30 protein-coding genes are annotated in these 25,588 nt (G+C 64.7%); 20 read left to right on the top strand and 10 right to left on the bottom strand.

Features of this window, described 5'->3' with window-relative positions:
* Window positions 1–12: 12 nt before the first annotated feature.
* The 4 genes from mmsB to I603_RS07840 are packed head-to-tail and all read right to left on the bottom strand — an operon-like array spanning window position 13 to window position 3,921.
* Window positions 13–879, bottom strand: coding sequence for a 3-hydroxyisobutyrate dehydrogenase (gene mmsB, locus I603_RS07855; protein WP_068863804.1), 867 nt, complete (start codon window positions 877–879; stop codon window positions 13–15).
* A 28-nt stretch (window positions 880–907) separates the two neighbouring features.
* Window positions 908–1,702 (bottom strand): enoyl-CoA hydratase-related protein, encoded by a 795-nt coding sequence (locus tag I603_RS07850; RefSeq protein WP_068863803.1) that lies wholly within the window; start codon window positions 1,700–1,702, stop codon window positions 908–910.
* The gene (locus I603_RS07845; protein WP_068863801.1) at window positions 1,699–2,754 is read right to left on the bottom strand and encodes an enoyl-CoA hydratase/isomerase family protein; all 1,056 of its coding nucleotides are present in this window, start codon (window positions 2,752–2,754) and stop codon (window positions 1,699–1,701) included. The genes I603_RS07850 and I603_RS07845 overlap by 4 nt, the downstream gene beginning before the upstream one ends.
* 21 nt (window positions 2,755–2,775) lie before the next feature.
* Window positions 2,776–3,921: an acyl-CoA dehydrogenase family protein gene (locus I603_RS07840; protein WP_068863799.1), complete on the bottom strand. Its 1,146-nt coding sequence runs from the start codon at window positions 3,919–3,921 to the stop codon at window positions 2,776–2,778.
* 126 nt (window positions 3,922–4,047) lie between these two features.
* On the opposite strand from I603_RS07840, the gene I603_RS07835 reads away from it, so the two are divergent.
* A complete protein-coding gene (locus I603_RS07835) occupies window positions 4,048–4,422 on the top strand; it encodes a hypothetical protein (protein ID WP_068863797.1) in 375 nt (124 codons plus the stop codon).
* Here the strand turns inward: I603_RS07835 and I603_RS07830 are convergent.
* The 3 genes from I603_RS07830 to pyk form a co-directional block, all read right to left on the bottom strand.
* Complete coding sequence (locus I603_RS07830; RefSeq protein WP_068863795.1) at window positions 4,413–4,811, bottom strand: RidA family protein; 399 nt, start codon at window positions 4,809–4,811, stop codon at window positions 4,413–4,415. The two genes, I603_RS07835 and I603_RS07830, sit on opposite strands and share 10 nt — an antisense overlap.
* Entirely contained in the window at window positions 4,808–5,104 is a 297-nt protein-coding gene (locus I603_RS07825; protein WP_084439969.1) for an I78 family peptidase inhibitor, read from the bottom strand. Before I603_RS07825 ends, I603_RS07830 begins: the two co-directional genes overlap by 4 nt.
* A 70-nt stretch (window positions 5,105–5,174) precedes the next feature.
* On the bottom strand, window positions 5,175–6,647 hold the full coding sequence (pyk, locus tag I603_RS07820; RefSeq protein WP_068863793.1) for a pyruvate kinase: 1,473 nt from the start codon (window positions 6,645–6,647) through the stop codon (window positions 5,175–5,177).
* 65 nt (window positions 6,648–6,712) lie between these two features.
* On the opposite strand from pyk, the gene I603_RS07815 reads away from it, so the two are divergent.
* The 4 genes from I603_RS07815 (at window position 6,713) to I603_RS07800 (ending at window position 8,787) form a co-directional block, all read left to right on the top strand.
* Window positions 6,713–7,024, top strand: a complete 312-nt coding sequence (locus I603_RS07815) for a DUF1244 domain-containing protein (RefSeq protein ID WP_068863791.1) — start codon at window positions 6,713–6,715, stop codon at window positions 7,022–7,024.
* Window positions 7,025–7,106: 82 nt separating this feature from the next.
* The gene (locus tag I603_RS07810) at window positions 7,107–7,343 is read left to right on the top strand and encodes a DUF2312 domain-containing protein (protein ID WP_068863789.1); all 237 of its coding nucleotides are present in this window, start codon (window positions 7,107–7,109) and stop codon (window positions 7,341–7,343) included.
* Complete coding sequence (locus tag I603_RS07805) at window positions 7,343–8,380, top strand: S41 family peptidase (RefSeq protein ID WP_084439968.1); 1,038 nt, start codon at window positions 7,343–7,345, stop codon at window positions 8,378–8,380. The genes I603_RS07810 and I603_RS07805 overlap by 1 nt, the downstream gene beginning before the upstream one ends.
* A 59-nt stretch (window positions 8,381–8,439) precedes the next feature.
* Window positions 8,440–8,787, top strand: a complete 348-nt coding sequence (locus tag I603_RS07800; RefSeq protein ID WP_068863786.1) for a heavy metal-binding domain-containing protein — start codon at window positions 8,440–8,442, stop codon at window positions 8,785–8,787.
* A 7-nt stretch (window positions 8,788–8,794) separates the two neighbouring features.
* Here I603_RS07800 and I603_RS07795 read toward each other — a convergent pair whose 3' ends face one another.
* Window positions 8,795–9,499 carry a CPBP family glutamic-type intramembrane protease gene (locus I603_RS07795; protein ID WP_068863784.1) on the bottom strand — a complete coding sequence of 235 codons (705 nt, stop codon included), beginning with the start codon at window positions 9,497–9,499 and terminating at the stop codon, window positions 8,795–8,797.
* Window positions 9,500–9,588: 89 nt separating this feature from the next.
* On the opposite strand from I603_RS07795, the gene I603_RS07790 reads away from it, so the two are divergent.
* The 6 genes from I603_RS07790 to I603_RS07765 are packed head-to-tail and all read left to right on the top strand — an operon-like array spanning window position 9,589 to window position 13,780.
* On the top strand, window positions 9,589–10,332 hold the full coding sequence (locus I603_RS07790; protein WP_068863782.1) for a YebC/PmpR family DNA-binding transcriptional regulator: 744 nt from the start codon (window positions 9,589–9,591) through the stop codon (window positions 10,330–10,332).
* Window positions 10,329–10,802 carry a crossover junction endodeoxyribonuclease RuvC gene (gene ruvC, locus I603_RS07785; protein ID WP_068863781.1) on the top strand — a complete coding sequence of 158 codons (474 nt, stop codon included), beginning with the start codon at window positions 10,329–10,331 and terminating at the stop codon, window positions 10,800–10,802. Before I603_RS07790 ends, ruvC begins: the two co-directional genes overlap by 4 nt.
* 12 nt (window positions 10,803–10,814) lie before the next feature.
* Window positions 10,815–11,165 (top strand): Spx/MgsR family RNA polymerase-binding regulatory protein, encoded by a 351-nt coding sequence (locus tag I603_RS07780; protein ID WP_068863779.1) that lies wholly within the window; start codon window positions 10,815–10,817, stop codon window positions 11,163–11,165.
* Entirely contained in the window at window positions 11,144–11,755 is a 612-nt protein-coding gene (pnuC, locus tag I603_RS07775) for a nicotinamide riboside transporter PnuC (protein ID WP_324613940.1), read from the top strand. The genes I603_RS07780 and pnuC overlap by 22 nt, the downstream gene beginning before the upstream one ends.
* Window positions 11,752–12,735, top strand: coding sequence for an AAA family ATPase (locus I603_RS07770; protein WP_084439999.1), 984 nt, complete (start codon window positions 11,752–11,754; stop codon window positions 12,733–12,735). The genes pnuC and I603_RS07770 overlap by 4 nt, the downstream gene beginning before the upstream one ends.
* Window positions 12,728–13,780, top strand: a complete 1,053-nt coding sequence (locus I603_RS07765) for a glycerophosphodiester phosphodiesterase family protein (RefSeq protein WP_068863773.1) — start codon at window positions 12,728–12,730, stop codon at window positions 13,778–13,780. The genes I603_RS07770 and I603_RS07765 overlap by 8 nt, the downstream gene beginning before the upstream one ends.
* Here I603_RS07765 and ubiG read toward each other — a convergent pair whose 3' ends face one another.
* Complete coding sequence (ubiG, locus tag I603_RS07760) at window positions 13,781–14,518, bottom strand: bifunctional 2-polyprenyl-6-hydroxyphenol methylase/3-demethylubiquinol 3-O-methyltransferase UbiG (RefSeq protein ID WP_068863771.1); 738 nt, start codon at window positions 14,516–14,518, stop codon at window positions 13,781–13,783.
* A gap of 49 nt (window positions 14,519–14,567) precedes the next feature.
* Here ubiG and I603_RS07755 point away from each other — a divergent pair, with 49 nt between their 5' ends.
* The 7 genes from I603_RS07755 (at window position 14,568) to I603_RS07725 (ending at window position 21,461) form a co-directional block, all read left to right on the top strand.
* Complete coding sequence (locus I603_RS07755) at window positions 14,568–15,839, top strand: aspartate kinase (protein WP_068863770.1); 1,272 nt, start codon at window positions 14,568–14,570, stop codon at window positions 15,837–15,839.
* A gap of 186 nt (window positions 15,840–16,025) precedes the next feature.
* The gene (locus tag I603_RS07750) at window positions 16,026–16,703 is read left to right on the top strand and encodes a helix-turn-helix domain-containing protein (protein ID WP_068863767.1); all 678 of its coding nucleotides are present in this window, start codon (window positions 16,026–16,028) and stop codon (window positions 16,701–16,703) included.
* Between the two features lie 265 nt (window positions 16,704–16,968).
* Window positions 16,969–17,889: a GGDEF domain-containing protein gene (locus I603_RS07745; RefSeq protein WP_143736678.1), complete on the top strand. Its 921-nt coding sequence runs from the start codon at window positions 16,969–16,971 to the stop codon at window positions 17,887–17,889.
* A gap of 44 nt (window positions 17,890–17,933) precedes the next feature.
* Complete coding sequence (purT, locus tag I603_RS07740; RefSeq protein WP_068863763.1) at window positions 17,934–19,118, top strand: formate-dependent phosphoribosylglycinamide formyltransferase; 1,185 nt, start codon at window positions 17,934–17,936, stop codon at window positions 19,116–19,118.
* Window positions 19,119–19,129: 11 nt separating this feature from the next.
* Entirely contained in the window at window positions 19,130–20,143 is a 1,014-nt protein-coding gene (locus I603_RS07735) for an NAD(P)H-dependent flavin oxidoreductase (protein ID WP_068863760.1), read from the top strand.
* 1 nt (window position 20,144) lies between these two features.
* Complete coding sequence (gene purU, locus I603_RS07730) at window positions 20,145–21,011, top strand: formyltetrahydrofolate deformylase (protein WP_068863758.1); 867 nt, start codon at window positions 20,145–20,147, stop codon at window positions 21,009–21,011.
* 48 nt (window positions 21,012–21,059) lie between these two features.
* On the top strand, window positions 21,060–21,461 hold the full coding sequence (locus tag I603_RS07725; RefSeq protein ID WP_068863756.1) for a VOC family protein: 402 nt from the start codon (window positions 21,060–21,062) through the stop codon (window positions 21,459–21,461).
* Here the strand turns inward: I603_RS07725 and I603_RS07720 are convergent.
* Window positions 21,458–23,629, bottom strand: a complete 2,172-nt coding sequence (locus tag I603_RS07720) for a PQQ-dependent dehydrogenase, methanol/ethanol family (RefSeq protein WP_068863755.1) — start codon at window positions 23,627–23,629, stop codon at window positions 21,458–21,460. The two genes, I603_RS07725 and I603_RS07720, sit on opposite strands and share 4 nt — an antisense overlap.
* A 129-nt stretch (window positions 23,630–23,758) precedes the next feature.
* Between I603_RS07720 and I603_RS07715 the strand changes: the two genes are divergently transcribed.
* Together I603_RS07715 and I603_RS07710 are read left to right on the top strand one after the other, a co-directional pair.
* Window positions 23,759–24,637 carry a dienelactone hydrolase family protein gene (locus I603_RS07715; protein ID WP_068863753.1) on the top strand — a complete coding sequence of 293 codons (879 nt, stop codon included), beginning with the start codon at window positions 23,759–23,761 and terminating at the stop codon, window positions 24,635–24,637.
* Window positions 24,638–25,059: 422 nt separating this feature from the next.
* Window positions 25,060–25,566: a DUF2141 domain-containing protein gene (locus I603_RS07710; protein WP_068863751.1), complete on the top strand. Its 507-nt coding sequence runs from the start codon at window positions 25,060–25,062 to the stop codon at window positions 25,564–25,566.
* Window positions 25,567–25,588 lie beyond the last annotated feature (22 nt).

Here is a 25,588-nt window from a genome sequence, read left to right as displayed (position 1 = left end):
CGGGATGCATGGTCAAAGGGTGCGGATGATGCCGGAAAAGTCCGTCGCGGCATTGTCCCGGGCGAAGGCTTCATAGATCGCGCGAGCGTGATCGCCCAGTTCGACCTTCGCGCCCGCAGCCTGCGCCGCTTCCATCGCCAGCTTGAGATCTTTCAGCATCAGTCCGGCAGCAAACCCGCCCTGATAGTCGTTGTCGGCAGGGGTCTTGGGACCAACGCCGGGGACCGGGCAATAGGAGGTCATCGACCAGTTCTGGCCGCTCGACACGCTGGAAATGTCGTAGAAGGTCTGCGGATCGAGGCCCAGCTTCTGCGCCATGGCAAAGGCCTCGCAGGTGCCGATCATGTGGATTGCCAGCAGCATATTGTTGCAGATCTTGGCCGCCTGACCATTGCCCGCCGCACCGGCATGGATCACCGCCTTTCCCATCGCGGCAAGGATCGGCTGCGCGCGGGCGAAGGCTTCGTCGCTCCCCCCCACCATGAAAGTCAGCGTCCCGCCATTGGCCGCGGCGATCCCGCCCGAGACCGGTGCATCGACCATCTGGTAGCCATGCGCCTCGGTCACTTCGATCACCTCGCGCGCGGTGGCAACGTCGATGGTCGAGCAATCGAGCAGGATCGCGCCTTCGGGCGCGTGGCCGATGACGTCGTCCCAATAGACCTGTTTGACGATCGCCCCGTTGGGCAGCATCGAGACGACCGCTTCGGCACCTGCGCAGGCTTCCCTGGCGGTAGCGAAGGTCGCACACCCCGCCTCGCGCGCGGCGGCAAGCGCGGCTTCGCTGAGGTCAAAGGCGCGGACTTCATGGCCTGCCTTAACAAGGTTAGCGGCCATCCCGCCGCCCATGTTGCCAAGGCCGATAAAGGCGATTTTCATAGGTCTCTCTCTTCCCCTTGTGGTGGGCCTACCGCCCCTTCCACTGCCCCTCGCGCTTCTCGATGAAGGCTGCCATGCCTTCGGCCTTGTCCTCGGAGGCGGTAAGAATCTGGAAGATCCGGCGCTCGACGATGAGGCCCTGATCGAGCGTCATCTCGAAGGCCGAGTTCACCATTTCCTTGTTCGCAATGGTGGCCATCGGCGGCATCGCGGCGATGGTAGCGGCGGTCTTGAGCGTTTCGGCGATCAGCTCGTCATGCGGCACCACGCGGGCGACGAGGTTGCTGCGCTCGGCCTCTTCGGCACCCATCATCCGGCCGGTGAGGCACATTTCCATCGACTTGGACTTGCCGATCGCCCGCGTCAGCCGCTGCGAACCGCCCATGCCGGGGGCCACGCCGAGCTTGATCTCGGGCTGGCCGAACTTCGCCTTGTCCGAAGCGATGATGAAGTCTGCCATCATCGCCAGCTCGCACCCGCCGCCCAACGCAAAGCCGTTCACGGCAGCGATCCACGGCTTGCGCGTCTTCTTGACGATCTCGCTGGTCCAGGGGCTGAAGAAATCGTCGAGGTAGAAGTCCGCCGCCGGCTTCTCGCTCATCTCCTTGATGTCGGCGCCCGCCGCGAAGGCTTTGTCGCCGCTACCCGTGAGGATCGCGCACAGCTGCGTCGCATCGGCCTGATAGGCGGCAAAGGCGTCAATCAGCTCTTCCAGCACCTTGGAATTCAGCGCGTTCAGCGCCTGCGGGCGGTTGATCGTCAGCAGCGTGACGCCCTTGGTGCCGTGAGCATCGGTTTCGGCGGTGATGGTTTCATAGGTCATAGGGGTTTCCATTCCTCATCGGCGGACAGAGGCGCGAAGATGCTGTCGAGCAGCGCCTCGCTCACTTCCTCAGGGGTGGCCGGATCCCATTTGGGGTCATTGGTCTTGTCGACGATCACCGCCCGCACGCCTTCGGCAAAGTCGGGGCGGGTCAGCACACGGCTGGCGATGCGGTATTCCATCGCCATGTTGTCGGCGAAATCGCTCAGCTGCACGCTGGTCGCCAGCTGGCGCAGCGCGACCTTGCAGGTCTGGGGGCTCTTGGTGCCGAGCGAGTCGCGCTCCTTCATTGCCCAGTCGTCGTCAGCGTCGGCTGCGGCTTCGAGGCTGGCGAGGATATCCTCGTAAGCGTCGGAGGCGAAGTGCTTGGCGATCCTGTCGGCATTGGCTTCGATCCGGGCCTTGGGCGGGGTGCCGACGGGTTCGGACAGGATGCCAGCGATCCGGTCAGGGTGATCATGGATGCGCGCCTTGATGTCTTCAAGCATCTCGTGCGGCACGTAATGGGTGGCAAGGCCCGTCCACAGGCACTCCGAACCGTCAAGCCGCGCACCGGTGAGCGCGAGGAACTGCCCCAGCCGCCCGCCGAGCCGCGAGAGATACCAGCCGCCGCCGACATCGGGAAACAGACCGATCCCGGTTTCGGGCATGGCGAAGCGGGTATTTTCGGTCGCCACCCGGAACTTGGCCGGCTGCGAAATGCCCACGCCGCCGCCCATCGTGATGCCATCCATGAAGGCGACGATCGGCTTGGGATAGGTGAACATCTGGTGATTGAGCTGGTACTCGTCGTGGAAGAACTTCCGACCCGACACGCCGCCGTCATTGAGCGCCGAATTGCGCAGGAAGGCGATATCCCCGCCCGCGCAGAAGCCGCGCCCCTCGGCATGATCGAGGATTACCGCCTTGATGCTGTCGTCCGCCGCCCATTCGCTCAGCGCCGCGCTCATGGCATGACACATGTCGAGCGTCAGCGCATGCAATGCTTTGGGGCGGTTGAGGCTGATATGGCCGATCGGGCCATTGCTGCGGATAAGGACCTCGTCAGTCATTTTCTTCCCCTCGCCCCGCGCTCACTGGCGCAGCAAATCCCGGCCCACGACCATGCGCATGATCTGGTTGGTGCCCTCAAGGATCGAGTGCACCCTGAGATCGCGCCAGAAGCGTTCGATGGGATAATCCTGAAGGTAGCCGTAACCGCCGAACAATTGCAGCGCGCGGTCGACCACGGCACTGCCATTGTCGGTCGCGAGCCGCTTGGCCATGGCGGAAAAGCGGGTCTTGTCAGGCGCGTTGTCGGTGACCTTGGCCGCGGCGAGATAGAGCAGCGCCCGCGCCGCCTCCAGATCAGTCGCCATGTCGGCGAGCATGAACTGGGTGTTCTGGAACTCGGCAACGGCCTGACCGAACTGCTTGCGATCCTTGGTGTACTGGATCGCTTCATCAAGGCACCTTTGCGCCCCGCCGAGCGAACAGGCACCGATATTCAGCCGCCCGCCATCCAGTCCCATCATCGCGATCCGGAAACCCTCGCCCTCGCCGCCAACGAGGTTTTCTGCCGGCACCCGCACGTCTTCAAGGATCAGCTGCGCGGTCGGCTGGGAGTGCCAGCCTAGCTTCTTTTCCTGCGCGCCGAAGCTGACGCCGGGCATGTCCTTCTCGATCACGATGCAGGAAATGCCCTTGGGGCCATCCTCGCCGGTGCGCACCATCGCGACATAGATTTCGTTCGCGCCCGCGCCGGAGATGAACTGCTTGGTGCCGTTCAGCACATAATGATCGCCATCCCGGCGCGCAGTGGTCTTGAGCGCCGCCGCGTCCGAGCCCGAGCCTGGCTCGGTCAGGCAATAGCTGGCGATTTTCTCCATGGTGACGAGGCTGGGCAGGTACTTCGCCTTCACTGCCTCCGCGCCGAAGCGGTCGATCATCCAGGCGGCCATGTTGTGGATCGAGATGAAGGCGGATGTGGAGGGGCAACCATAGGCCATCGCCTCCATGATGAGCGCCGCCTCAAGCCGCCCGAGGCCGATCCCGCCCGATTCCTCGGACACGTAGATCGCCCCGAAGCCGAGCTCGGCGCTCTTCTGGATGACGTCGCGGGGGAAGATATGTTTCTCGTCCCATTCGGCGGCGTTGGGGGTGATGTTGTCGGCGGTGAAGCGCTGGGCGACCTCGCGGATCGCCAGCTGGTCTTCGGTGAGTTGAAACTGTCCGTGCATAGCCAAGGCCTCTAACGGGCTTTGCGGGGTTGGAAAAGGCTGGCGCGGCAATGCTGCGTGAGGATTTTTGCTAGGCAGCTTGCGAATTTCGTAACCTGCATGGCGCGCGCGTGCGTATCTAGCGGCATGAACCGCTCTGAAAGCCGCCTGACCCTTGTCTACAATGCCGACGGCGGCTGGCTGAACGCATTGAAGGACGCGGTCTGGAAGGTGGCGCGACCTGCGACTTATCCTTGTTCGCTGTGCGCGCTGACATACGGCTATGTGTCAATGCATCGCCGCTGGCGACAGTTCCTCGCGGGCCTGCCGCAGGACAAGGTGTTCCACCACCGCGATGATTTTTCGCTGGCTTTTCCCGATCTCGCGATCCCCCTACCCGCGATTCTGCTGGAACAGGATGGCGCCGTGCCGAAGGTGCTGGTGAGCGCGGCTGAGCTGGACGCGCTATCGGATCTCGAGGCGTTGGTCCGCTTGGTCGAAGAACGGCTGGCTCACGCCTGATCGGAACCAACAACCGCCTCGGCCTCGATCTCCACCTTCCATTCCGGGCGGCACAGCCATGCGACGCCGGCCATGGTCGCTGCCGGGCGGGCCGCACCGAAAAAGCGCGCATGGACCGCGCCGACCGCGTCCTGATCCGCAGGGTCGGTCAGCAGCATCCGGGTGCGCACCACGTCGGCCGCGCTACCGCCAAGTTGCTCGATTGCCGCAAGAATGGTCGTGCAGCACCGCTCGGCCTGCTCGGCAGCGCCGCCGGGCGTCGTCGAACCGTCAGGCTCGACCGGCCCCGTTCCGGCAACGATGATGCGATTGCCTTCCCGCACCGCGCGGGCAAAGCCGAAGGTCGCTTCATAGGGCGAACCCGAGGTCGCCCGCTGCCGCCCGCTCATCCGCAGGTGATCTGCCCGATCGTCATGCCGGCATCATACTGCACGTTCACACGATCCTGCCGGTAATCCATCGTCCACGCCGCATTGGGCGGGCCCCAGCGAAGAGTGCGCGCACCGCTTTGCTTGAGGATCGTCGCGCCGGTATCCGCATTGGCCTGCTTGCCGACATAAGACTGCACCTTTTCGGCATTGCACATCATCGGCATCGGCCCGCTACCGGGACCACCATCGTCTCCCATGGTTGCACAACCCGCCAGACCGACAGCGGCCAGTCCGATAATCGCCAGTCTCATGCCATCCTCCCTCGGCAAGCGCCGGAACCTGCCGGCGCAGATGAAGGTTATCAGGCGCGCGCTTGGCAGACTAGGCCCTGTGCTTGTCCAGCTCGTCGCCGGTCACGGTCACGACGTGGAGCAGATTGGTCGCGCCGGGGGTTCCAAAGGGCACGCCGGCGAGCACGATGAGCTTGGCCCCGGCTTGGGCAAAGCCGTGGCGCAGCGCCATGCGACGACCCTTGCCGATCATTTCCTCAAAACTGCCGATGTCCTTGGTCGCCACCGCATGCGCGCCCCACAGCAGCGCCAGCCGCCGCGCGGTGCGGGTCGAAGGGGTAAGCACTAACATCGGCGTGCCCGGCCGTTCCCGCGCGACCCGCCGCGCAGTCGAGCCCGACGAGGTGAACACCGTGATGGCGCTGATCGGCACGGTATCGGCAATGGTCATGCAGGCATGGGCGAGCGCATCGGAGGTGGTGGCATCGGGCGGCGTATCGAGAAACCGCACCCGTTCCTTGTAGCCTTCGTCGTTTTCGACCTGCACGGCGATGCGGTCCATCATGGCGACCGATTCTTCGGGCCAGGCACCGGCCGCACTTTCGGCCGACAGCATCACCGCATCGGCACCGTCATAGACCGCATTGGCGACGTCGGAGACTTCGGCGCGGGTCGGGGTCGGCGCCTCGATCATCGATTCGAGCATCTGGGTCGCCACGATCACCGGCTTGCCCGCGCGGCGCGCGGTGGCGACGATCTTCTTCTGGAGCGGCGGCACCTCGAAGGGTTCGAGTTCCACCCCAAGGTCGCCGCGCGCCACCATGATCCCGTCAGCCAGTTCGATGATCGCATCGAGCCGGTGGACCGCCTGTGGCTTTTCGATCTTGGCGCACAGTGCCGTGTGGCGCGATCCGATCAGCTTGCGCGCCTCGGCGATATCCTCAGGCCGCTGCACGAAACTCAATGCAATCCAGTCCGCGCCATGCTCGGTGGCGAAGGCAAGGTCGCGGCGGTCCTTGTCGGTCAGCGCGGGGATCGGCACCTCGGCGTCGGGCACGTTCACGCCCTTGCGATCGGAAATCACCCCGCCCACTTCGGCGCTGCACAGGATGCGGTTTTCGTCCGCTTCAAGCACCTTCAGCCGGATCTTGCCGTCGTTGATCAGCAGCCGCTGGCCGCGCTCCATGATCCCGAACAGTTCGGGATGCGGCAGGCAGACGCGGTTTTCGTCGCCCGGCGTCTCGTCCCGGTCGAGCACGAAATGGCCCGAATGGCGGATCACTGCCTGTCCGTCCCTGAAGGTGCCGACTCGCAGCTTTGGCCCCTGCAGGTCGGCAAGGATCGCAATCGGCTTGGCATATTGCTTTTCCAGCGCACGGATGGCGTGGATCGCCGCCTCGTGATCGGCATGGGCCCCGTGGCTCATGTTGAGGCGGAAGGCATCGGCCCCGGCGCGCACCAGCCGCGCGAGCATCTCCGGCGAGCGGCTCGCGGGGCCGATCGTGGCGAGAATCTTGACCTTGCGCCCGCGCGGGTCGATCCTCGGTTGCTCGCGTCGTGTCATTTTTGGCTATCCCTCGTTGGTGCGGCCTATGGCACAGCCGTTTTTCAACTCAAGGAAAAGCCGCGATGAATAGCAATGCCGATCCGCTCGATGCCCTCGACGACGCCCAGGCCGCTGCTGCCTTCCGCCGGCTGGTGCGCCACCTGCGCCACCGCCACGATGCCCAGAACATCGACCTGATGGGGCTGGCGGGGTTCTGCCGCAACTGCCTGGCCGACTGGATCCGTGAGGCGGGCTACCCCGGCGACAAGGAGCAGGCACGCACTCTTGTCCACGGAATGCCGAGCTCCGAATGGAAGGCGACCCGCCAGACCCCCGCGACCGAGGAGCAACTGGCGCGGATGGCCGAGAGCGTGGCGAAGAACGCACAGGATTAATTTTCGCAAGGTGTTCAATCGGCGCGGGGCTCTGGCTATCGCCCCTGCCAACCGATTCTCGTTTTGCGATGGAGACCCCCAAATGGCTGACGCCACCGATGACCGCCTGCGCCTTCTGATCGAGCGCATCGAACGCCTCGAAGAAGAAAAGAAGGGCATCGCCGACGATATCCGCGACGTCTACATGGAGGCCAAGGCGGTGGGCTATGATCCCAAGATCATGCGCCAGATCGTGCGCCTTCGGAAGATGAAGCCTGACGATCGCAGCGAGCAGGAAATGGTGCTGGAAACCTACAAGAACGCGCTCGGTATGGGGTGATGAAAATCCTTCACCTTGCGTTGGTTCTGGCCGGTTTATGTGGCGGCTTTCCGGCGACAGCACAATCATCGCAAGACCGACCGTTTGAACCGCAGAATTTCGCACACCTTGGGGCACGGATTGAGCGTGCTTATGCGGTCGAGCCTGATCGGGCGATGTTGGAGAACGCCTTGATCCAGAAGTCTCGTGCGCTGGAACTTGATCGCCCGCGCTTTGACCAGTGCCTGGACGAAGCCGACGAAAATCCGGCGTTCCGCGAAAGCCTCGCCGGAATTACCGGCGCTGTGTGGAATTGCGTAAGTCGCGCTTCCTCGAGCGAGGATCACGCCCTATACGCCCATGATTTGACGCAGGCGCTGCTCGAGGCGCTCGGTCAGGGCAACGAGCTCATCGGGCCGGAAAGCCTTGATGCGCTCTCGGCACAAGCACCCGGTGAACGCGCTCGCGAGTGCTGCGCGCTTAGCGTGACAGATGACCGCATCGTCCTGCGCATCGCGAACGGCTATGGCCAGCTCCCAACGCAGGAATGGCGGAAGGTGATTGAGAATTACCGCCCAGCGCGTGCCGTGGTTCTGGACCTGCGCGACGACACGGGCGGGGCGCTTCCTGAACTTGCGGAGCTAGCAGACCTGTTTCTGTCATCGGGCATCATTGTCGAAACGGTCGGCCGCTCGCCACGCGAAAATGCGCGTTACAGCGCCCGCCTTCCGGATGCGACGAATGGTTTGCCGATAGTGGTGCTGGTGAGCGAGAGAACGACGCAAGGCGGAGAAATTCTCGCCGCGAGCCTGCAGGACAACGGCCGCGCGCGAATCCTCGGGGTGCAAACGAGCGGCCAGTCGCTGATCCGTTCGGTCTATCCGATTGGGCGGCATTACGCTTTTACGCTGGTAACGGCAGTGACGCGCCGCCCATCAGGTCAGGTTATCGCAGGAAACGGCGTTACTCCCGATTGTCGGATCGATCCCGCGAGAGCCGACTTGGTCGATTGGGCGGTGCGTTATGCCAAAGGCGAAGTGCTCTGCCCGCTCGATTAGCTTGCGCGCCACAGTGTAGTGTCTTACATGAATAGGACACCACTTGAGGAGGACTACGAATGCCCGGCCCATGGAAAGACGCGCGCGGCGTCACCGTCACCACCACCCCGACAATCGAAGGCCACCCGATTCAGGAATATTGCGGCATCGTCACCGGCGAGGTGATCGTCGGCGCGAACCTGTTCCGCGACCTGTTCGCCAATATCCGCGACATCGTCGGCGGGCGGTCGGGCAGCTATGAACGCATCCTCGCCGATGCACGCAAGCAGGCGATCGAGGAATTGCAGGCCGAAGCGGCATCGCTGGGCGGCAATGCCGTGGTGGGCATCGACCTTGATTACGAGGTGATCGGCGCCAATGGCTCGATGCTGATGGTCAGCGCCAGCGGCACGGCGGTGCGGGTCTGACGGCCCCTCACCACCAGCCGTAATCGCTGGCGAGAAACAGCGCATTGTAGGCGGCGTGATGCAGCATCGCCGCCCGCAGGCCGAGCCGGGTGCGGCTATAGGCGAGCAGCAATCCGCCGATCGTCTGGGGCAGGACCACCAGCACGCCAAGCTGGTGCGTCAGCGGCTCGTAATTGCCGAGGTGCATAAGGCCGAAGAGCAACGTGCTGCCCCATACGAACCAGTGGAAATGGCGGGTGAACCAGTCGGGCACCGCCGTGTCGCGCTCACGCGTGAGCCCCCAGTGGATCAACCCCACCAGCGCCAGACCTACGCCCGCCAGCGCCAGCGGCATCCCCTTCTCCTCGCCTACGAACAGGGCCGCGACGAAGAACGCCTCTGCCGCAAAGCCGTAAAGCGCGAACCTCAGCGCCGCCATGCGGCCCGTCAGCCAGCCGCGATAGACCAGTTCCTCCACCACCGGGGCGAGCAGGAGATAGGAAAACAGATCCTCGGCCAGCGTGGTTTCCTCCTCGACCGGATCGGGGAGGAACCCCGCCCCCGCATCGAGCAGCGCGGTCAGTTCGACCACCGTCTTGTCGAGCGCGAGGTCGAACAGGAAAACCACCAGCAAGGCCGCCAGCAGGCCGCGGCCCCAGGGCATAGGCGCAATGGCGGGCGTGGGGCGCACCATGAAGCGGCCGACATCCACAAGCCGTTCGCGCAGCCTCATGCTCCCCGCCACGAGCGGCCTTGCATCCGCCTTTGCGCTCGGAGTAAGGCCCCCGCCTAGTTTTCCATCATCCCGGTGAAGTTCGTCCAATGGCAGGCCATTCCAAGTTCAAGAACATCATGCACCGCAAGGGTGCGCAGGACAAGAAACGCTCGGCTATGTTCTCCAAGCTGAGCCGCGAGATCACGGTGGCGGCCAAGATGGGCCTGCCCGATCCCGACATGAACCCGCGCCTGCGACTCGCGGTCAACGCCGCCAAGGCGCAGTCGATGCCCAAGGACAACATCCAGCGCGCGATCGACAAGGCAAGCCAGGCCGGCGGCGAGGACTATGTCGAGATCCGCTATGAAGGCTATGGTCCGGGCGGCGTCGCGCTGATCGTCGAGGCGCTGACCGACAACCGCAACCGCACCGCAACCAATGTCCGCACCGCCTTCAGCAAGAACGGCGGCAACCTCGGCAGCGAAGGCTCGGTGAGCCATGGTTTCGAGCGGCGGGGGCTGATCGAGTACAAGGCCGAGGTAGGCGACGAGGAAAAAGTGCTCGAAGCCGCGATCGAAGCGGGCGCGGATGATGTCGAATCCTCCGAAGACGGCCACACCATCTGGACCGCCGCCGATGCGCTTCACGGTGTCGCCAGCGCTCTTGAAGCCGCGCTGGGTGCAGCCGACAATGTGAAGCTCGCGTGGAAGCCGGTGCTGAGCGTCGATGTCGACGAAGCGACAGCAGGCACGCTGATGAAACTGATCGACACGCTCGACGATGATGACGACGTGCAGACGGTCTGGGGGAACTATGAAATCTCCGACGAGGTGATGGAGAAGCTGGGCTGATCATTCTCGGCCTCGACCCCTCCTTGGCATGCACCGGCTGGGGCGTGATCCGGGCCGAGGGTGCACGCATCAGCCATGTCGGCAACGGCCAGATCAAGACTGATCCGGGCGCGCCAATGACCGAACGGCTGGCGGCGCTCCAGAACGGGCTGGCAACGGTGATCGCGGAATACCGTCCCGCCCGCGCCGCCGCCGAGGAGATTTTCGTCAACAAGAATCCCCAGACGACCCTGAAGCTGGCTCAGGCGCGCGGCGCGGTGCTGTCGGCTTGCGGTGCTGCCGGCGTGCCTGTGAACGAACATGCCGCGCGGCTGGTCAAGAAGGCCGTCACCGGCACCGGCGGGGCGGAAAAGGTGCAGGTCGCGGCCATGGTGAAGGTGCTGCTGCCGGGCATCGCCATCTCCGGCAACGATGCCGCTGACGCGCTGGCCGTGGCAATTGCCGACGCGCATCTGACCCCGGGAACCTGAACGGAGACAGCCATGACGATCCACCTCTACGGAATCCCCAATTGCGACACGGTGAAGAAGGCACGCGCATGGCTGGATCAGCAAGGTCGCGACTACGTCTTCCACGATTACAAGAAGGAAGGCGCCGATCCCGAACGGATCGCGGGCTGGATTGCTGAGGCAGGTCTCGATCCGGTCGTGAACCGCAAGGGCACGACCTACCGGGCGCTGGCTGACGAGGACAAGGCGCGCGCTGCCGATCCGGCGACAGCACCGGCCCTGCTTGCTGCCAATTCTTCGGTTATCAAGCGCCCGATCGCCGAACACGCGGGCGGCCTGCTGGTCGGCTTCAAGCCCGAGGAATGGGCCGCCGCACTCGGCTGATCCCGCACCCCAGGATGAACCCGCTTGAGATCATCGCCGTCGCGCTGGGCCTTGCCAATGTCGGCCTGCTGGTTCGGCGGAGCATCTGGAACTATCCCTTCGGCATGGCGATGGTGACGCTCTACTGCGTCATCTTCTGGCAGGCGCGGCTTTATGGCGAGGCCGTGCTGCAGGTCTTCTTCTTCATCGTGCAGGGCTGGGGCTGGTGGCTGTGGGCGCGCGCCGGAGGCCTGACACGGATGGTGCGGGTCGAATGGATGGGCTGGCGCGGGCAAGTGCTGTCGGTTGCGCTGGTGGCAAGCTCCAGTCTAGGCATCGGTTGGGCGATGGCGCGTTTCACCGACGCCGCGCTGCCCTATGCCGATGCGACGATTGCGGGCGCGAGCGTGGTCGCGCAGGTGCTGCTGGCAATGCGGCGGGTCGAAAACTGGGCGCTTTGGATCGCGATCGATGTGTTGTCGATCGGCGTCTATCTGGCCCGCGAGCTCTACCTCACCGCCGGACTCTATGTGGTGTTCCTCGGCATGGCGACAGCGGGACTTGTCGTATGGGCCAGGGCGGCGCGGCAGGGCGGGGCGATTGCGACATGACACGGCGCGGTTTCCTGCTGGGCAAGTTCATGCCGCCGCACGCCGGTCACATCGCGCTGATCCGGTCAGCGCGCGCTTTGGTGGACGAGCTCACCGTAATGGTTTGCTGGTTGCCTGACGATCCGGTGCCCGGAAAGCTGCGTCTCGCCTGGATGTGCGAGCTGTTCCCCGATTGCCGCGTGCTGGGCCATGACGGGATCGTGCCGCAATCACCCGAGGAAAGCACCGACTTCTGGCCCGTCTGGCGCAATATCGTGGCCAGCGCCCATCCTGAACCTATCGACTACCTGTTTGCGGGCGAGGATTATGGCGCCGAGCTGGCGCGTCAGGTGGGCGGACTGTTCGTGCCTCTCGGCGGGCGGGTGCTCGATATGGCGGATGATCCGCTTTCGGCTCTCTCGGGCAGCGCCGTGCGCGCCGATCCGGCGCGCCATTGGGCCTATCTCCCGCAGCCGGTGCGCGCGCATTATCGTCGCACCATCTGCCTGCATGGCGCAGAGAGCACCGGGAAGACGACACTGGCGCGCGCCCTTGCGGCAGACACCGGAGCAATCACTGTCGGAGAATATGGCCGCAGCCATTGCGAGGTTCACCGCGAGCCGCTCACGCGAGAGGACCTGCTCCTGATCGGCCATGCGCAACAGGCGATGATCGCCGCCGCAGCCGAATGGGCCGGACCGCTGTTGCTGGTGGATACGGATGCGCTGATGACGGCAGCATGGTGCGAGATGCTGCTGGGCGATCGCCCCGTGGAACTAATGGGCGCACCCAAGGCCGACCTCTACCTGCTGCTCGAACCTGATCTGCCATGGATCGACGACGGCACCCGCTTCTTCAGCAATCCCGATGACCGTCACAGGTTTGCAAGGATCGTCGAGCAGGTACTCGACGATGCGGGGGTGCCGTTCGTGCGCATTTCCGGTCAAGGCAACGAAAGGCTCGCCGCCGCGCGCGCTGCGATAGGAGCGAACTATGATTAAGCCACGTCTTCTGCTGGCCACCCTGCTGCTCGGCGGAACACCTGTGCTGGCGCAAGACGCCGAGACGCTGATCATCGCCCATCGCGGCGCCAGCGCCGAGCGGCCCGAGCACACGCTCGCCGCCTATGAGCTAGCGATCGATCAGGGGGCCGATTACATCGAACCCGATCTGGTCGTCACAAAGGACCTCGTGCTTGTCGCGCGCCACGAAAACGAGCTTTCAGGCACTACCGACGTGGCAACGCGCGAAGAGTTCGAGGACCGGCGTCGGGACAAGATCATAGACGGACAGCGCGTCGCGGGCTGGTTTGCCGAGGACTTCACGCTCGCCGAACTGCGCACCCTTCGCGTCAAGGAGCGCATCCCTTCGCTCCGCCCCGCGAATGCACGCTTCGATGGGCTGTATCAGGTTCCCACTCTGGCCGAGATCGTCAAGCTACTGCGCGCCAAGGAAGCCACGATGAAAGGGCAGAGGCGGGTCGGGATCTATCCCGAACTCAAGCACCCCAATTTCATGTTGCAGGACGCGGGCATCGACATGGTCGACCTGCTGCTGCGCGATTTCCGCGAGCTCGGCATCACGCCGGAAAATCCCGTCTTCATCCAGAGCTTCGAGATTGCGCCTTTACAGCGCCTGAAGCAACGTGAAGGCGGCTTCAAGCTGGTCCAGCTGGTCGCGCCGATCGGTGGCCCGGCGGATGAACCCGCGATGCGCTATGCCGAGATGGTGACGCCCACCGGACTTGCCGAAATCGCCAAATATGCCGACGCGGTGGGAGCGCATATCTCCCTGATCCTCAAACCTGACGGGAGCCCGACCTCGCTGGTTGCGGATGCCAGGGCAGCAGGGCTGGCGGTTCATGCGTGGACCGTGCGACCGGAGAACGAGTTTCTGCCACCGATGCTGCGGACAGGAACCGATCCCAAGGGCCGGGGCTGCGGCGACACGAAGCTGGCCCTGCTGCTGGAAAAGGCTGGCGTGACCGGCATTTTCACCGATGGCGAGCTATCCCACGCCTGCGCCGAGGCCATGCCGGCAAAATAATCAGGCCCGTCTTGCGCTCAGGATGTAATTGAGCGCCATGTCATCCGACAGGTGCAGCCCCTTACCCGGGCGCCACGCGATACCGCGCTTCGCCGTGACCGTCAGGCCTGCATCCGCCAGCAGCGCCTCGAACTCCTCAGGCGTGATAAAGTCGCTCCAGTCATGGGTGCCCTTGGGAACGTAGCCCACCGCCTCGGCCGCGCCGACCAGCAGCACCCGGCTTGCCGCTGTGCGGTTGGGAGTGGACATGACCAGCAGGCCATCGGGTGCCAGCCGGGCCGCCACATCGCGCAGGAAGGCCGGCTTGTCGGCAACGTGCTCGATCACCTCGAGGCAGGTAACCAGATCGAAGGTGCCGATGTCCAGCGCGCCCACCTCGCCCGCCATGTAACGGATATCCAGGCCAACGGCCTCGGCATGTGCGGCTGCGGCAGAGACGTTCTCCGCCGCCGCATCGACCCCCGTCACCTCGCCCCCCAGACGCGCGAGCGGTTCGCATACCAGCCCCGCCCCGCAGCCAATATCGAGTGCCGCCTTGCCTGCCAGCGGCCGCCCGGAGACCGCCGCATCGGGCCAGTGCGCGTCGATGCTGTCACGGATGAAGGCGAGACGGACCGGGTTCACCTGATGCAGACTCGCCATCGGGCCCTTGGCATCCCACCAGTCCCGCGCGAGGCCGGCGAAGAATTGCGCTTCCTCGGGACGGATAGTTACATTCGATATGTTTGCGTTTCCCATGAACGCCCCTTAACAGCCGCCGCGAACACTCACCAGCGGGAGCTGACCCTTGGCCCGGATAGTGATGAAATTCGGTGGCACCTCGATGGCCGGGACGGAGCGCATCCGCCGTGTCGCCAATATCGTGCGCGCGCAGGCCGCACGCGGCGATCAGGTCGCGGTGGTCGTCAGCGCCATGGCGGGCGAGACCGACCGGCTGGTAAACTTCTGCCGCGAGGCCAATCCGCTCTACGATCCGGCCGAATATGATGTCGTTGTCGCCAGCGGTGAACAGGTCACCAGCGGGCTGCTGGCGCTGACCCTGCAGGCGCTCGGGTGCAAGGCACGCAGCTGGCTCGGCTGGCAATTGCCGATCCACACCATCGAGGCCCATGCCAAGGCGCGGGTCGAATCGATCGATTCCGACGCGCTGATCGCCTCGATGGAAGCAGGCGAGATCGCTGTAATCCCCGGCTTTCAGGGGCTTTCGGCGGACAATCGCGTCACCACTTTGGGGCGGGGGGGGTCGGACACTTCTGCGGTCGCGGTGGCTGCCGCGATCAAGGCCGACCGCTGCGACATCTACACCGACGTGGACGGCGTCTACACGACCGACCCGCGCATCGTTGCCAAGGCGAAAAAGCAGAAGGCGGTGACCTACGAGGAAATGCTCGAACTCGCATCGGTCGGCGCAAAGGTGCTCCAGACCCGCTCGGTCGGCCTTGCCATGAAGGAAGGCGTGCGGGTGCAGGTATTGTCGAGCTTCATCGGCGAAGGCGCCCCGCCCGCCGACGATCTGCCCGGGACGATGATCGTCTCGGACGAGGAAATGGACGAATTGGTGGAGAAGGGCCTGATGGAACGCCAGCTTGTGACCGGCATCGCGCATGACAAGAACGAGGCCAAGATCATCCTCACCCGCGTACCCGACAGGCCCGGCGCGGTGGCGAACATCTTCGAACCGCTCGCCGCTGCCTCGATCAATGTCGACATGATCATCCAGAACGTCGGGCGCGACAAGGGCGAGACCGACGTGACCTTCACCGTGCCCCAGTCGGACCTCGCCCGCGCACAGGCGCTGCTCGAGGACCGGCGCGGGGAAATCGGTTTCAACCGCATCATCACCGACAGCAAGATTGCCAAGATCAGCGTCGTCGGCGTGGGCATGAAGAGTCATGCAGGCGTCGCCAGCTCGATGTTCCGCGCGCTTTCGGATCGCGGCATCAACATCCAGGCGATCTCGACCTCGGAAATCAAGATCAGCGTGATGATCGACGAGGACGAGACCGAACTCGCCGTGCGCGTGTTGCACACCGCCTACGGGCTGGACGCGCAGGACTGATCGGGCGATGCGGTCTGCCCGCGGCATCTTGCGGGAAAACCCGCGAGACACCGCGGGATCGGCCCTTTTTCGGGAAGTTAGCTGACAGGCAGCCCGCTTCGCCGTTCTTAACCACGGCTGGTGAGGCGTGCTTAACCTTTGCGGCCGGAATCTGCGCGAACACATCCACAAGCGGAGTCGCGCCCTATGGCCATCAAGGCCCATCTCGATCAGCCGGCGCAGGGACAGAACCTGCGCGGTGCGCCGCGGCGCGCCTTGCGACTGGAAGCCAGCGGAACCCTGCCTGACGGTCAGGAAGCCAACGTCAGGCTACACAACATCTCGGCTGCGGGTTTGCTGCTGGAAACGGCGATCGATCTGGCAGCCGGCGAGGAACTGACGCTCGACCTGCCCGAGGCCGGGCAGGTTGCCGCGCGAATCATCTGGTCCAGCGAGGGTCTATACGGCTGCGCTTTCGTCACGCCGCTTAACGCTGGCGCACTGGCAGCCGCACAGTTGCAAGGCCTGCCGGTTGAACACCGGGCGCCGCCCGTTGCGACGACCGGGGCTGGCGCGAAACCACCCGAAGCGCTGGCGACGCGCCTCGGACGCCTCCGGCGCGAGGCCGGGCTCACACTCGCCGATGTCGCAAACAGGCTATCGGTCAGCAAGCCGACAGTCTGGGCCTGGGAGAAAGGCAAGGCCCGCCCCCTGCCCGAGCGGATGGAAGCCATCGCCGAGGCGCTAGGCGTGCCGTCAGCCGAGCTCGCCGAGACCGGCACGCCCGATGGCGATGCCGGGCTGGTCATCGAAGAGTGCCGCAAACGTATTGCAGAGGCGTGTAACACCAGGCCCGATACGGTGCGAATTCTGATAGAACTCTAACAGACTGAGTTCCCGCAACTAGAAGCAGCTACCTACTTCGCTAAATACGTATGGAAAATCTGTCAGTGTTGAAAAATATGGTAAACGAAACCCGGAGGTGATTCGTTTTTTAGTCTAGTAAATTTACATAGCTAACAAAACAGGCAGTCGAATTCGGGAAAAACAGGGGAAATGTTGTTCCTGACATAATATCGTTAGTTACCAAGTAAATCTGACTAAGAGCGATTTGACGAAGTTGTCGTTCAACCGCTGGGGCACTGTCGGCATGAAAATTGGTCTGAGTGATGTAGAGGGCCGCGTATTGCACGGCCTGATCGAGGAAGCGTCTGGCGATATCGTCATCAGGCTGGATCGCCGCGGTTTCATCAATCACGCGTCCGCGAACATTGCCGAACTCGGCTTCGATTTCTCCGGTGCCCTGCTGCTGCCGCACATCACCGACCTTGCCGAACAGGATTATGCTGCGGTCTTGAGCGAGCATGTCGGCGCGGTGCTCGAAGGCGCAGACCGCACCGACTGGATCGAGTTTCCGGTGGCATCCGGCGATCTTCAGTCCGAAAATGGCGCTCCGCAGGCCCGGCGCTGGTATGCGCTCAGCCTCCGCCCGATGATCGAGACCGACGGCAGTATCGATGGAGCGCTGTGCCTTATGCGCTCGGTGCAGCGGCTCCGCCTGCTTGAGGGCGAACTCTACAACCGCGCGGTCACCGATCCGCTGACGGGCCTTGCCAACCGGCCGGCCTTCTGTGCCAGCCTCAGGCGGCAGCTGGCGGGCGGAGGCGGCCAGATCATCGCCGTGTTCGCGGTCGACGGGATGCGCGCGCTGCTGCTGCGCTATGGCCAGCGCACCGCCGACGAGATCGTGTGGGGATTTGCCAAGTTCCTCGAAACCATGGCTCTGCCCGAGCACGAAATCGCCCAGCTTGACGGAGAGCGCTTCGGCGCACTGCTGTCGGGCATGAGCCTGAGCTCCGCGCGCGAGTGGAGCGAGGATGTGGTGCGCACCTTTGCCGCGCTTGCGGTCCCGGCCACAACCCGGTCCCCGCAGCTGACTGCCAGCGCCGGGCTTGCGCGGGTCGAATGCACCGTCGACTGGACCCTGCGCGAAGCCGAGCTGGGGCTGGTGCTAGCCCGCGCGGGCGGCGGCGGGCAAGTGGCGCTCGCAGGTCATCGCTGGACGGGCTGAAGCCGCACTGGACTCGGTCGCCCGGCGGGCTAAACCCTCGCCCCATGAGCCACATTGCCACCATCCTGCTGCTCGGTTCGGGCGAACTGGGCCGCGAATTCGTCATTTCCGCGAAGCGCCTCGGGGCGCGGGTTATTGCCTGCGATTCCTATGACGATGCGCCCGCGATGCAGGTGGCGGACGGGCGCGAGGTATTCTCGATGCTGGATGGCGCGGCGCTGCGTGCGGCGGCGGAAAAGCACAGGCCCGACCTCATCGTCCCCGAGATCGAGGCGATCCGCACCGAGATGCTGGCCGAGCTGGAGCAGGAAGGCTTCACCATCGTCCCCTCTGCCCGCGCCGCGCAGCTCACCATGAACCGCGATGCGATCCGCGACTTGGCGGCGGGCGAGCTGGGGCTGGTGACCTCGCAATATGGCTATGCGGAGAGTTTCGCCGAAGCGCAGACCATTGCCGAACGGATCGGCTACCCGCTAGTGATGAAGCCGGTGATGTCCTCATCGGGCAAGGGCCAGAGCAAGGTCGATGGGCCAGAGGCGCTGGAGGCCGCGTGGGAATACGCTGTTGCCAATATGCGCGGCGACAGGGCGCGGGTTATCTTGGAACAGTTCATCGCTTTCGACTACGAGATCACGCTGCTGACGATCCGGCACAAGGACGGCATCGCCTTCTGCCCGCCGATCGGCCACCGGCAGGAGCGCGGCGATTATCGCGAAAGCTGGCAACCTGTCGCCATGTCTCCTGCCGCGCTCGCAAGCGCGCAGGAGATGGCCGCCAAGGTCGTCATGGCGCTGCAAGGCGGCGGGCGCGGCTGGGGGCTGTATGGGGTGGAGTTCTTTGTCAGGGGCGAAGAGGTGATCTTCTCCGAACTCTCCCCCCGCCCGCATGACACGGGCATGGTGACGCTGGCCTCACAAGACCTGACCGAATTCGATCTCCACGCCCGCGCCATCCTCGGCTTGGCCGTTCCCGAGAGTATCGCCGCCCGCCCCGCCGCCTCGGCGGTGATCCTCGCCGACCGCGAGAGCGATGACTTCGCCTTCGAGGGACTGGGCGACGCGCTGGCGCTGGGCGACACCGATGTGCGGATCTTCGGCAAGCCCGTCACCCGGCCCTACCGCCGAATGGGCGTGGCGCTGGCCCGTGCCGCCGACGCGCCCGCTGCCGTCGATCTCGCCAAACAGGCCGCCGCTGCCGTGCGGATTGTCTATTCGCCGACAACCGACTAAGCGCCGCCGCCATGACCACCTATCCCCACACCGCCGCCCTGATGAAGCGCGGCACCGACTTCCTCGGCTGCGAGACGGCGATCCTGTGCGGCGCGATGAGCTGGGTGAGCGAGCGCAACCTCGTCGCCGCCATCTCCAACGCGGGCGGCTTTGGCGTGATCGCCTGCGGGGCGATGACGCCTGAACTGCTCGATACCGAGATCGCCGCGACCAAGGCGCTGACGACCAAGCCCTTCGGCGTCAACCTCATCACCATGCACCCCGCGCTGTTCGATCTGATCGCGGTGTGCCGCAAGCATGGCGTCACCCACGTTGTGCTGGCAGGCGGCATCCCGCCCAAGGGCTCGGTCGAGGCCATCAAGGCCGACGATTCCGGCATCAAGGTGATCTGCTTTGCTCCCACCCTGGCGCTCGCCAAGAAGCTGCTGCGTTCCGGCGCGGATGCGCTGGTGATCGAAGGCATGGAAGCAGGCGGACATATCGGCCCTGTCTCCACCTCGGTGCTCGCGCAGGAAATCCTGCCTGCGCTCGCGAGCGAACACCTGATCTTCGTGGCGGGCGGCATCGGCCGGGGCGAGGCGATTGCCTCCTACCTCGAAATGGGCGCGGCGGGCGTGCAGCTCGGCACCCGTTTCGCCTGTGCGACCGAGAGCATCGCCCACCCCGATTTCAAGAAGGCGTTTTTCCGCGCCTCCGCCCGCGAGGCCATCGCCAGCGTGCAGGTCGACCCGCGCCTTCCGGTGATTCCCGTGCGCGCATTGAAGAACAAGGGCACCGAGGAATTCACCACCAAACAGCGCGAAGTCGCCGCCCTGCTCGATGCGGGCGAGGTCGACATGGGCGAGGCCCAGCTCCAGATCGAACACTTCTGGGCCGGTGCCCTGCGCCGCGCGGTGATCGAGGGCGATGTCGAAAACGGCTCGGTCATGGCGGGCCAGTCCGTCGGCATGGTCACCAAGGAAGAGCCCGCCGCCGAAATCATCGCCGAGCTGATGGCCCAGGCCGAGGCGGCGCTGGCAAGATAGCATGGCCGCGCCGCTGGTTCTCACCCTCGCCTGCGCAGACCGGCCCGGCATCACCGCGCGGGTCACCGGTTTCCTGTTCGAACGCGGGTGCAACATCCTCGACGCACAGCAATTCAACGACCGGGCCGGGAATGGCGGTGAGGACCGTTTTTTCATGCGCGTGGTATTCGATCCCGATGGCACCAGCGCCGATACCCTGCGCGCCGATTTCGCCGCGCTGGCGGGCGAATATGCGATGGAGTGGGCAATGGTGGCCGAAGACCGGCCGCGCCGCACCATCATCATGGTCAGCAAGTTCGATCACTGTCTGGTCGATCTGATCTACCGCTGGCGCACCGGCGAATTGCCGATTGATCCGGTAGCGATCGTCTCCAACCATCCGCGCGAGACGGCGATCCGGGTCGATATCGGCGATATTCCGTTCCACCACATCCCCGTCACTCCCGACACCAAGCCCGCCGCCGAAGCACAATTGCGCACGCTGGCCGAGGAAACGGATACAGAGCTGGTGGTGCTGGCGCGCTACATGCAGGTATTCTCGGACGAGCAGTCCGCGCATTTCGCGGGCCGCTGCATCAATATCCACCACTCCTTCCTGCCCGGTTTCAAGGGCGCACGGCCCTATCATCAGGCCCACGCACGCGGGGTGAAGATCATCGGCGCGACCGCGCATTTCGTCACCGCCGATCTCGATGAAGGCCCGATCATCCATCAGGATGTCGAACGGATCACCCATGCCGACAGCCCGGCAGATCTCGTGCGCAAGGGGCGCGATATCGAACGCCGGGTGCTGGCCGAAGCCGTGCGCCTGTTCGCGCAGGAACGGGTGCTGATGAACGGCAACCGGACGGTGGTGTTCAGAGGCTGAGAGCTTTGGCCATTGCCAGAGGGCGAGACAGGGCGCATCCTGCCCGCCATGATCGTCCAGCGCCTCGACCATGTGAACATCATTACCGACCGGCTGGCAGAGACCGCGCGGTTCTATGCCGAATTGCTTGATCTGGAGGAGCGCGACGGCCCGCCGCCGCTGCCGCCCGAACAGGTGCGCTGGATGTACGACCCCGCGGGCAACGCGATCCTGCACCTCAATTCGCTCGATTGCCCGCGCGTGTTCGAGCGCGGCGTTGCCCCGGGGGCAGAGACCGGCGCGATCCACCATGTCGCGCTGCGTTGCGGGGATTTCGCGGAGGTCAAGGCGCGGCTTGACGCACGCGATGCGGATTACCGGATCAACGACGTGCCTTCGATCGGCCTGAAGCAGATCTTCACCGCCGATCCCAACAACGTGCTGCTGGAACTGAACTTCTTCAGCGTCTAACGCCGGGCGACCTTCTTGGCCGCCTCCAGCGCCTTGTCTTCATTGGCGCGCTTGATGACATAGGCGCGGATCGCTTCGATCTCTTCCTGCGAGAGCGATCCGGCGAAGCTTGCCATGCCGTTGTCCTTCAGCGCTCCGCCCTCGACAACCGCGTTCCACGCCTGCGCGCTTTCGAGCGATCCGGCGCGGCGCAGGTCAGGCAGAACGGTGGAACCCACTGCCCCCGGCGCGTGGCACACCGCGCAATAACGTCCGTACTTGGCTTGCCCCACGGCGATGATCTCAGCCGGGGCGGTGCTGGGCGGCGGGTCGAGAGGCAAGTCGGCCAGCGCCGGTTCGGGCGGCAGCTTGGCGGTGCCACCGAGCTTGAACACCAGCAGGCGGCTGATATTGCGCACCGGTGCCTTGCGCTTGATCAGATCGCCGTCGACCGACAAGGCATAGGCCCCGCCCCAGCCCGCCAGCACGGCGACATATTGCTCGCCATTGACCGTATAGGTCACGGGCGGCGCGACCACGCCGGTCTGCGCCGCGAAGCTCCAGAGCTTCTTGCCGTTGGCCGCATCATAGGCGTTGAATTCGCTGCCCGTGGTGCCCTGGAACACAAGGCCCCCGCCGGTCGCCAGCAGGCCGCCGTTCCACGGGCCGGGATGCTCGACCGTCCAGCGCGGCTTCTGCGCGACCGGATCCCAAGCCACCAGCATGCCTTTCAGCGTGCCCGCGACCTGCTTGCGGAAACCCTCGTCCGCCGGGACATCGCCTGCGCCAAGGTTGAAGCCGACATTGAACCCGCGCGCGGTGTCGGGCTTCCAGTCAGCCTCGGGCGCATACATCATCCCTGCCTCGAAGGCCGGGATATAGACGAGATTTTCGGTCGGGCTGTAGGCCATCGGGTGCCAGTTGTGCCCGCCCAGCGCGCCGGGGGTCACCAGTGCCGGCTTGCCGGTCTTGTCCACCCGCGTTTGGGGATTTTCGATCGGGCGGCCCGTCTTGGGGTCGATCCCGGTCGCCCAGTTGACGCTGACATAGGGCTTGGCGCTGATGAACTGCCCCGTCTCGCGGTCGATGACATAGAAGAAGCCGTTCTTGGGCGCCTGCATCAGCACCTTGCGTGGGCGACCGTCGATTTCCATGTCGGCGAGCATGATGTGCTGCGTGGCGGTGTAATCCCACGTCTCCCCCGGCGTGGTCTGGTAGTGCCAGACATATTCGCCGGTCGAAGGCCGCACCGCGACGATGCTGGACAGATAGAGGTTGTCCCCCTCCCCCGTCCCGTCCTTGCCGGGGCTGCGATAGGCGCGGTTCCACGGCGATCCATTGCCGACCCCGATATAGAGCAGGTCGAGATCCGGGTCATAGGCCATCGAATCCCACACTGTCCCGCCGCCGCCGATCGCATCGGACGAGCCGAGCACATCCATGTTCCAGGTTTCGGCCGCCTTTTGCAGGTAGGCCGGTGCATCCTCGGGATCGCCGCCTTCGGGAACGGTATAGAACTTCCACAGCTGCTCGCCGTCATCGGCGTCATATGCGGCGACAAACCCGCGCACGCCGAATTCGGCCCCGCCATTGCCGATGATCACCTTGCCATCGATCACGCGCGGCGCGCCGGTGATGGTATAGCTCTTGGACTGGTCGACCGTGACCTTCTCCCACGCCACCGCACCGCTCTCGCGGTCGAGTGCGATCAGGCGCCCATCCAGTGTACCGAGGAACAGCTTGTCGCCGTAAGTCGCAAGCCCGCGGTTCACGACATCGCAGCACGCCTTGACCGCAGTTTCACCGGGCACCTCGGGGTCGTATTCCCACAGCTTCGCGCCGGTCGCCGCGTCGAAGGCCTTCACCTTGCTCCATGCTGTGGTGAGGTAGAGCTTGCCGTCCAACACCAGCGGCGTGGCCTCCTGCCCGCGAGCGGTGTCCATATCGGCAAACCACGCAAGGCCGAGATCGCCCACGGTGTCGCGATTGACCTGGTCAAGCGGGGAATAGCGTTGTTCCGAATAGGTCCGCCCGTGGCTGATCCAGTTCGCGGTATCGGCATCGGCGCTGAGCAACATCGCGCCGGTGACGCCTTCGCCGTCCGCACCGCTGAACAGCCCGCTGCAATTGACCAGCATCCCCGACGACAACAACAAGGCCGCGCCAAACGCCCACTGCTTCACATTCATGAATTCGCTCTCCCGTGGCCATTCAGGCCATTTTCTTTTGCAACTTATGTTGCCGCAGCATCGCGGGCTTGTCCATGCCTGCCGGTCGCGCCTATCACACTGGCGTGGAGTGCATCTGGAGACCTGAAAATGTGCGATGAAACCAAGCTTGCCGAATGGGCCAGCCAGACTATCAGCCGTCGCCATTTCGGCGCCCTGACCGGCGCCGCAGCTCTGGCAGCCTGCGCTTCGGGCGAGACTGCAGGTCAGGCCAGCACCCCTGCCGGGCTGACCGAGCGCGGGGTGAGCTTCGCCACTCCCGACGGGACAATGGACGGCTTCCTCGTTCACCCCTCCAAGGGCAGGCACCCTGCCGTGATCGTGTGGCCCGACATTGCCGGGGTGCGCGAATCCAAGCGCAATATCGCCCGAAAGCTGGCGAGCGAGGGTTTCGCCGTGCTCGTCGTGAACCCCTATTACCGTGACGTCGCCGGCGAACAGTTCGCCGATTTCGCCGCCTTCATCGCTGACGGCGGCTTCCAGAAGGTCGGCCCCTGGCGGCGCAAGCTCGATGCAGAGGCGATCATGCGCGATGCGGCCGCGATCGTCGACTGGCTCGACCGGCAGGAGGCCGTGGACACCACCCGCGGCATCGGCACGCAAGGCTATTGCATGGGCGGGCCGTTCACGATCTGGAGCGCGGCGGCGGTGCCGGAACGGATCAAGGCGGCAGCGAGCTTCCACGGCGGCGGGCTGGTGCGGCCCGGCAATCCGATGAGCCCGCACGCGCAGCTCGCCAAGGTCAAGGCGGGGCTGCTGGTCGCCATCGCCAGGGATGATGACGCCAAGTCGCCCGACGACAAGCAGGTGCTGCGCGAAGTCGCCGACACCCTCGGCCTGACCGCCACCATCGGGGTCTATGACGGCGACCACGGCTGGATGGTGTCCGACAGCCCGGCCTGGAACGCGTCAGCGGCAGCCACGGGCGAGGCCGATCTGCTGGCGCTCTACAAGAGCGCGCTGGGGTAGGATCCGCTTCGCAAGCAGCGCAGGCAGCGTAGTGGCGGGCAAACTGTACGGCCTTCCTTGCCGGAACCACGTCCGCTTGCGGGCGGGCGCGGCAATGGCGGATCGTGGCCGGTTCGGCGAAGGGCGGCGTTCAGGCCGAATTCCCGATCAAACCCCGATGGGATCGCAAGTTTCATACCCCGACATCTTGCTGGCCATCGCCATCCCTTGAGCGGGACATGCGTTAGCGCGGCTTGGCTTTGTGCCAGGTTGCCCCTTGCGTCCATTTGGCGAAGTGCCTGACCATTTCACGTAGCGTGAGCGGGCAAAGCACAGCGTTTCGCGAAGGATCGATGCAGATTGCGAAGCAGTGATGGCGAGGACAGGCCAAGCACTTCAGACAGCGACAGTCATCAACCAACGCCATTTAAGGACGACCTGCCATGACCCGTTACCGCCCGAAGATCGCCGCCGCTTTTGGCCTTGTTCTCCTGATCCAGACCCCCGGCCTTTCCGCGCAAGATGCCGCTCCGCCGCCGCCGCCGCCCGCTGCCAAGATTGACCCTGCCACCGGGGGTCTGACGGCCAATACCACCACTCTTGAGATCAACTTCGTCCAGATCGCCAATCCGACCGGCCAGATCATGCTGGTGCTGTTCGACAGCAAGGAATCCTATGACAGCGGCGCCACACCCGTCAGGGCGATTGCCGTTCCGGTCATGGGCGAAACCGCCACCGCGACGATCCCCAATGTCCTTCACGGGCGCTACGGGTTCAAGATCGTCCATGACATCAACGGTGACGGGGCGATGAATACCAATCCCTTCGGGATGCCGATCGAGCCTTTTGCCTTCTCCAACAATGCGGTGGGCAACATGGGTCCGGCCACATGGGAGGCCGCCGCCTTCGACATTGCCGGGCCGACCGCGCAAACGATCACCATCCGTTGAACGACTGTACACAGGAGCCGGG

Source organism: Erythrobacter dokdonensis DSW-74 (assembly GCF_001677335.1).
Classification (GTDB): domain Bacteria; phylum Pseudomonadota; class Alphaproteobacteria; order Sphingomonadales; family Sphingomonadaceae; genus Erythrobacter; species Erythrobacter dokdonensis.
Note: the sequence above shows the minus strand (reverse complement) of the source record. Positions and strands in the feature narration are given on the sequence as shown.

Excerpts from the sequence above, each read along its gene's own strand:
- mmsB (WP_068863804.1), bottom strand. The coding sequence starts at position 879 with ATGAAAATCGCCTTTATCGGCCTTGGCAACATGGGCGGCGGGATGGCC.
- I603_RS07850 (WP_068863803.1), bottom strand. The coding sequence starts at position 1,702 with ATGACCTATGAAACCATCACCGCCGAAACCGATGCTCACGGCACCAAG.
- I603_RS07845 (WP_068863801.1), bottom strand. The coding sequence starts at position 2,754 with ATGACTGACGAGGTCCTTATCCGCAGCAATGGCCCGATCGGCCATATC.
- I603_RS07840 (WP_068863799.1), bottom strand. The coding sequence starts at position 3,921 with ATGCACGGACAGTTTCAACTCACCGAAGACCAGCTGGCGATCCGCGAG.
- I603_RS07835 (WP_068863797.1), top strand. The coding sequence starts at position 4,048 with ATGAACCGCTCTGAAAGCCGCCTGACCCTTGTCTACAATGCCGACGGC.
- I603_RS07830 (WP_068863795.1), bottom strand. The coding sequence starts at position 4,811 with ATGAGCGGGCGGCAGCGGGCGACCTCGGGTTCGCCCTATGAAGCGACC.
- I603_RS07825 (WP_084439969.1), bottom strand. The coding sequence starts at position 5,104 with ATGAGACTGGCGATTATCGGACTGGCCGCTGTCGGTCTGGCGGGTTGT.
- pyk (WP_068863793.1), bottom strand. The coding sequence starts at position 6,647 with ATGACACGACGCGAGCAACCGAGGATCGACCCGCGCGGGCGCAAGGTC.
- I603_RS07815 (WP_068863791.1), top strand. The coding sequence starts at position 6,713 with ATGAATAGCAATGCCGATCCGCTCGATGCCCTCGACGACGCCCAGGCC.
- I603_RS07810 (WP_068863789.1), top strand. The coding sequence starts at position 7,107 with ATGGCTGACGCCACCGATGACCGCCTGCGCCTTCTGATCGAGCGCATC.
- I603_RS07805 (WP_084439968.1), top strand. The coding sequence starts at position 7,343 with ATGAAAATCCTTCACCTTGCGTTGGTTCTGGCCGGTTTATGTGGCGGC.
- I603_RS07800 (WP_068863786.1), top strand. The coding sequence starts at position 8,440 with ATGCCCGGCCCATGGAAAGACGCGCGCGGCGTCACCGTCACCACCACC.
- I603_RS07795 (WP_068863784.1), bottom strand. The coding sequence starts at position 9,499 with ATGAGGCTGCGCGAACGGCTTGTGGATGTCGGCCGCTTCATGGTGCGC.
- I603_RS07790 (WP_068863782.1), top strand. The coding sequence starts at position 9,589 with ATGGCAGGCCATTCCAAGTTCAAGAACATCATGCACCGCAAGGGTGCG.
- I603_RS07780 (WP_068863779.1), top strand. The coding sequence starts at position 10,815 with ATGACGATCCACCTCTACGGAATCCCCAATTGCGACACGGTGAAGAAG.
- pnuC (WP_324613940.1), top strand. The coding sequence starts at position 11,144 with ATGGGCCGCCGCACTCGGCTGATCCCGCACCCCAGGATGAACCCGCTT.
- I603_RS07770 (WP_084439999.1), top strand. The coding sequence starts at position 11,752 with ATGACACGGCGCGGTTTCCTGCTGGGCAAGTTCATGCCGCCGCACGCC.
- I603_RS07765 (WP_068863773.1), top strand. The coding sequence starts at position 12,728 with ATGATTAAGCCACGTCTTCTGCTGGCCACCCTGCTGCTCGGCGGAACA.
- ubiG (WP_068863771.1), bottom strand. The coding sequence starts at position 14,518 with ATGGGAAACGCAAACATATCGAATGTAACTATCCGTCCCGAGGAAGCG.
- I603_RS07750 (WP_068863767.1), top strand. The coding sequence starts at position 16,026 with ATGGCCATCAAGGCCCATCTCGATCAGCCGGCGCAGGGACAGAACCTG.
- I603_RS07745 (WP_143736678.1), top strand. The coding sequence starts at position 16,969 with ATGAAAATTGGTCTGAGTGATGTAGAGGGCCGCGTATTGCACGGCCTG.
- purT (WP_068863763.1), top strand. The coding sequence starts at position 17,934 with ATGAGCCACATTGCCACCATCCTGCTGCTCGGTTCGGGCGAACTGGGC.
- I603_RS07735 (WP_068863760.1), top strand. The coding sequence starts at position 19,130 with ATGACCACCTATCCCCACACCGCCGCCCTGATGAAGCGCGGCACCGAC.
- purU (WP_068863758.1), top strand. The coding sequence starts at position 20,145 with ATGGCCGCGCCGCTGGTTCTCACCCTCGCCTGCGCAGACCGGCCCGGC.
- I603_RS07725 (WP_068863756.1), top strand. The coding sequence starts at position 21,060 with ATGATCGTCCAGCGCCTCGACCATGTGAACATCATTACCGACCGGCTG.
- I603_RS07720 (WP_068863755.1), bottom strand. The coding sequence starts at position 23,629 with ATGAATGTGAAGCAGTGGGCGTTTGGCGCGGCCTTGTTGTTGTCGTCG.
- I603_RS07715 (WP_068863753.1), top strand. The coding sequence starts at position 23,759 with ATGTGCGATGAAACCAAGCTTGCCGAATGGGCCAGCCAGACTATCAGC.
- I603_RS07710 (WP_068863751.1), top strand. The coding sequence starts at position 25,060 with ATGACCCGTTACCGCCCGAAGATCGCCGCCGCTTTTGGCCTTGTTCTC.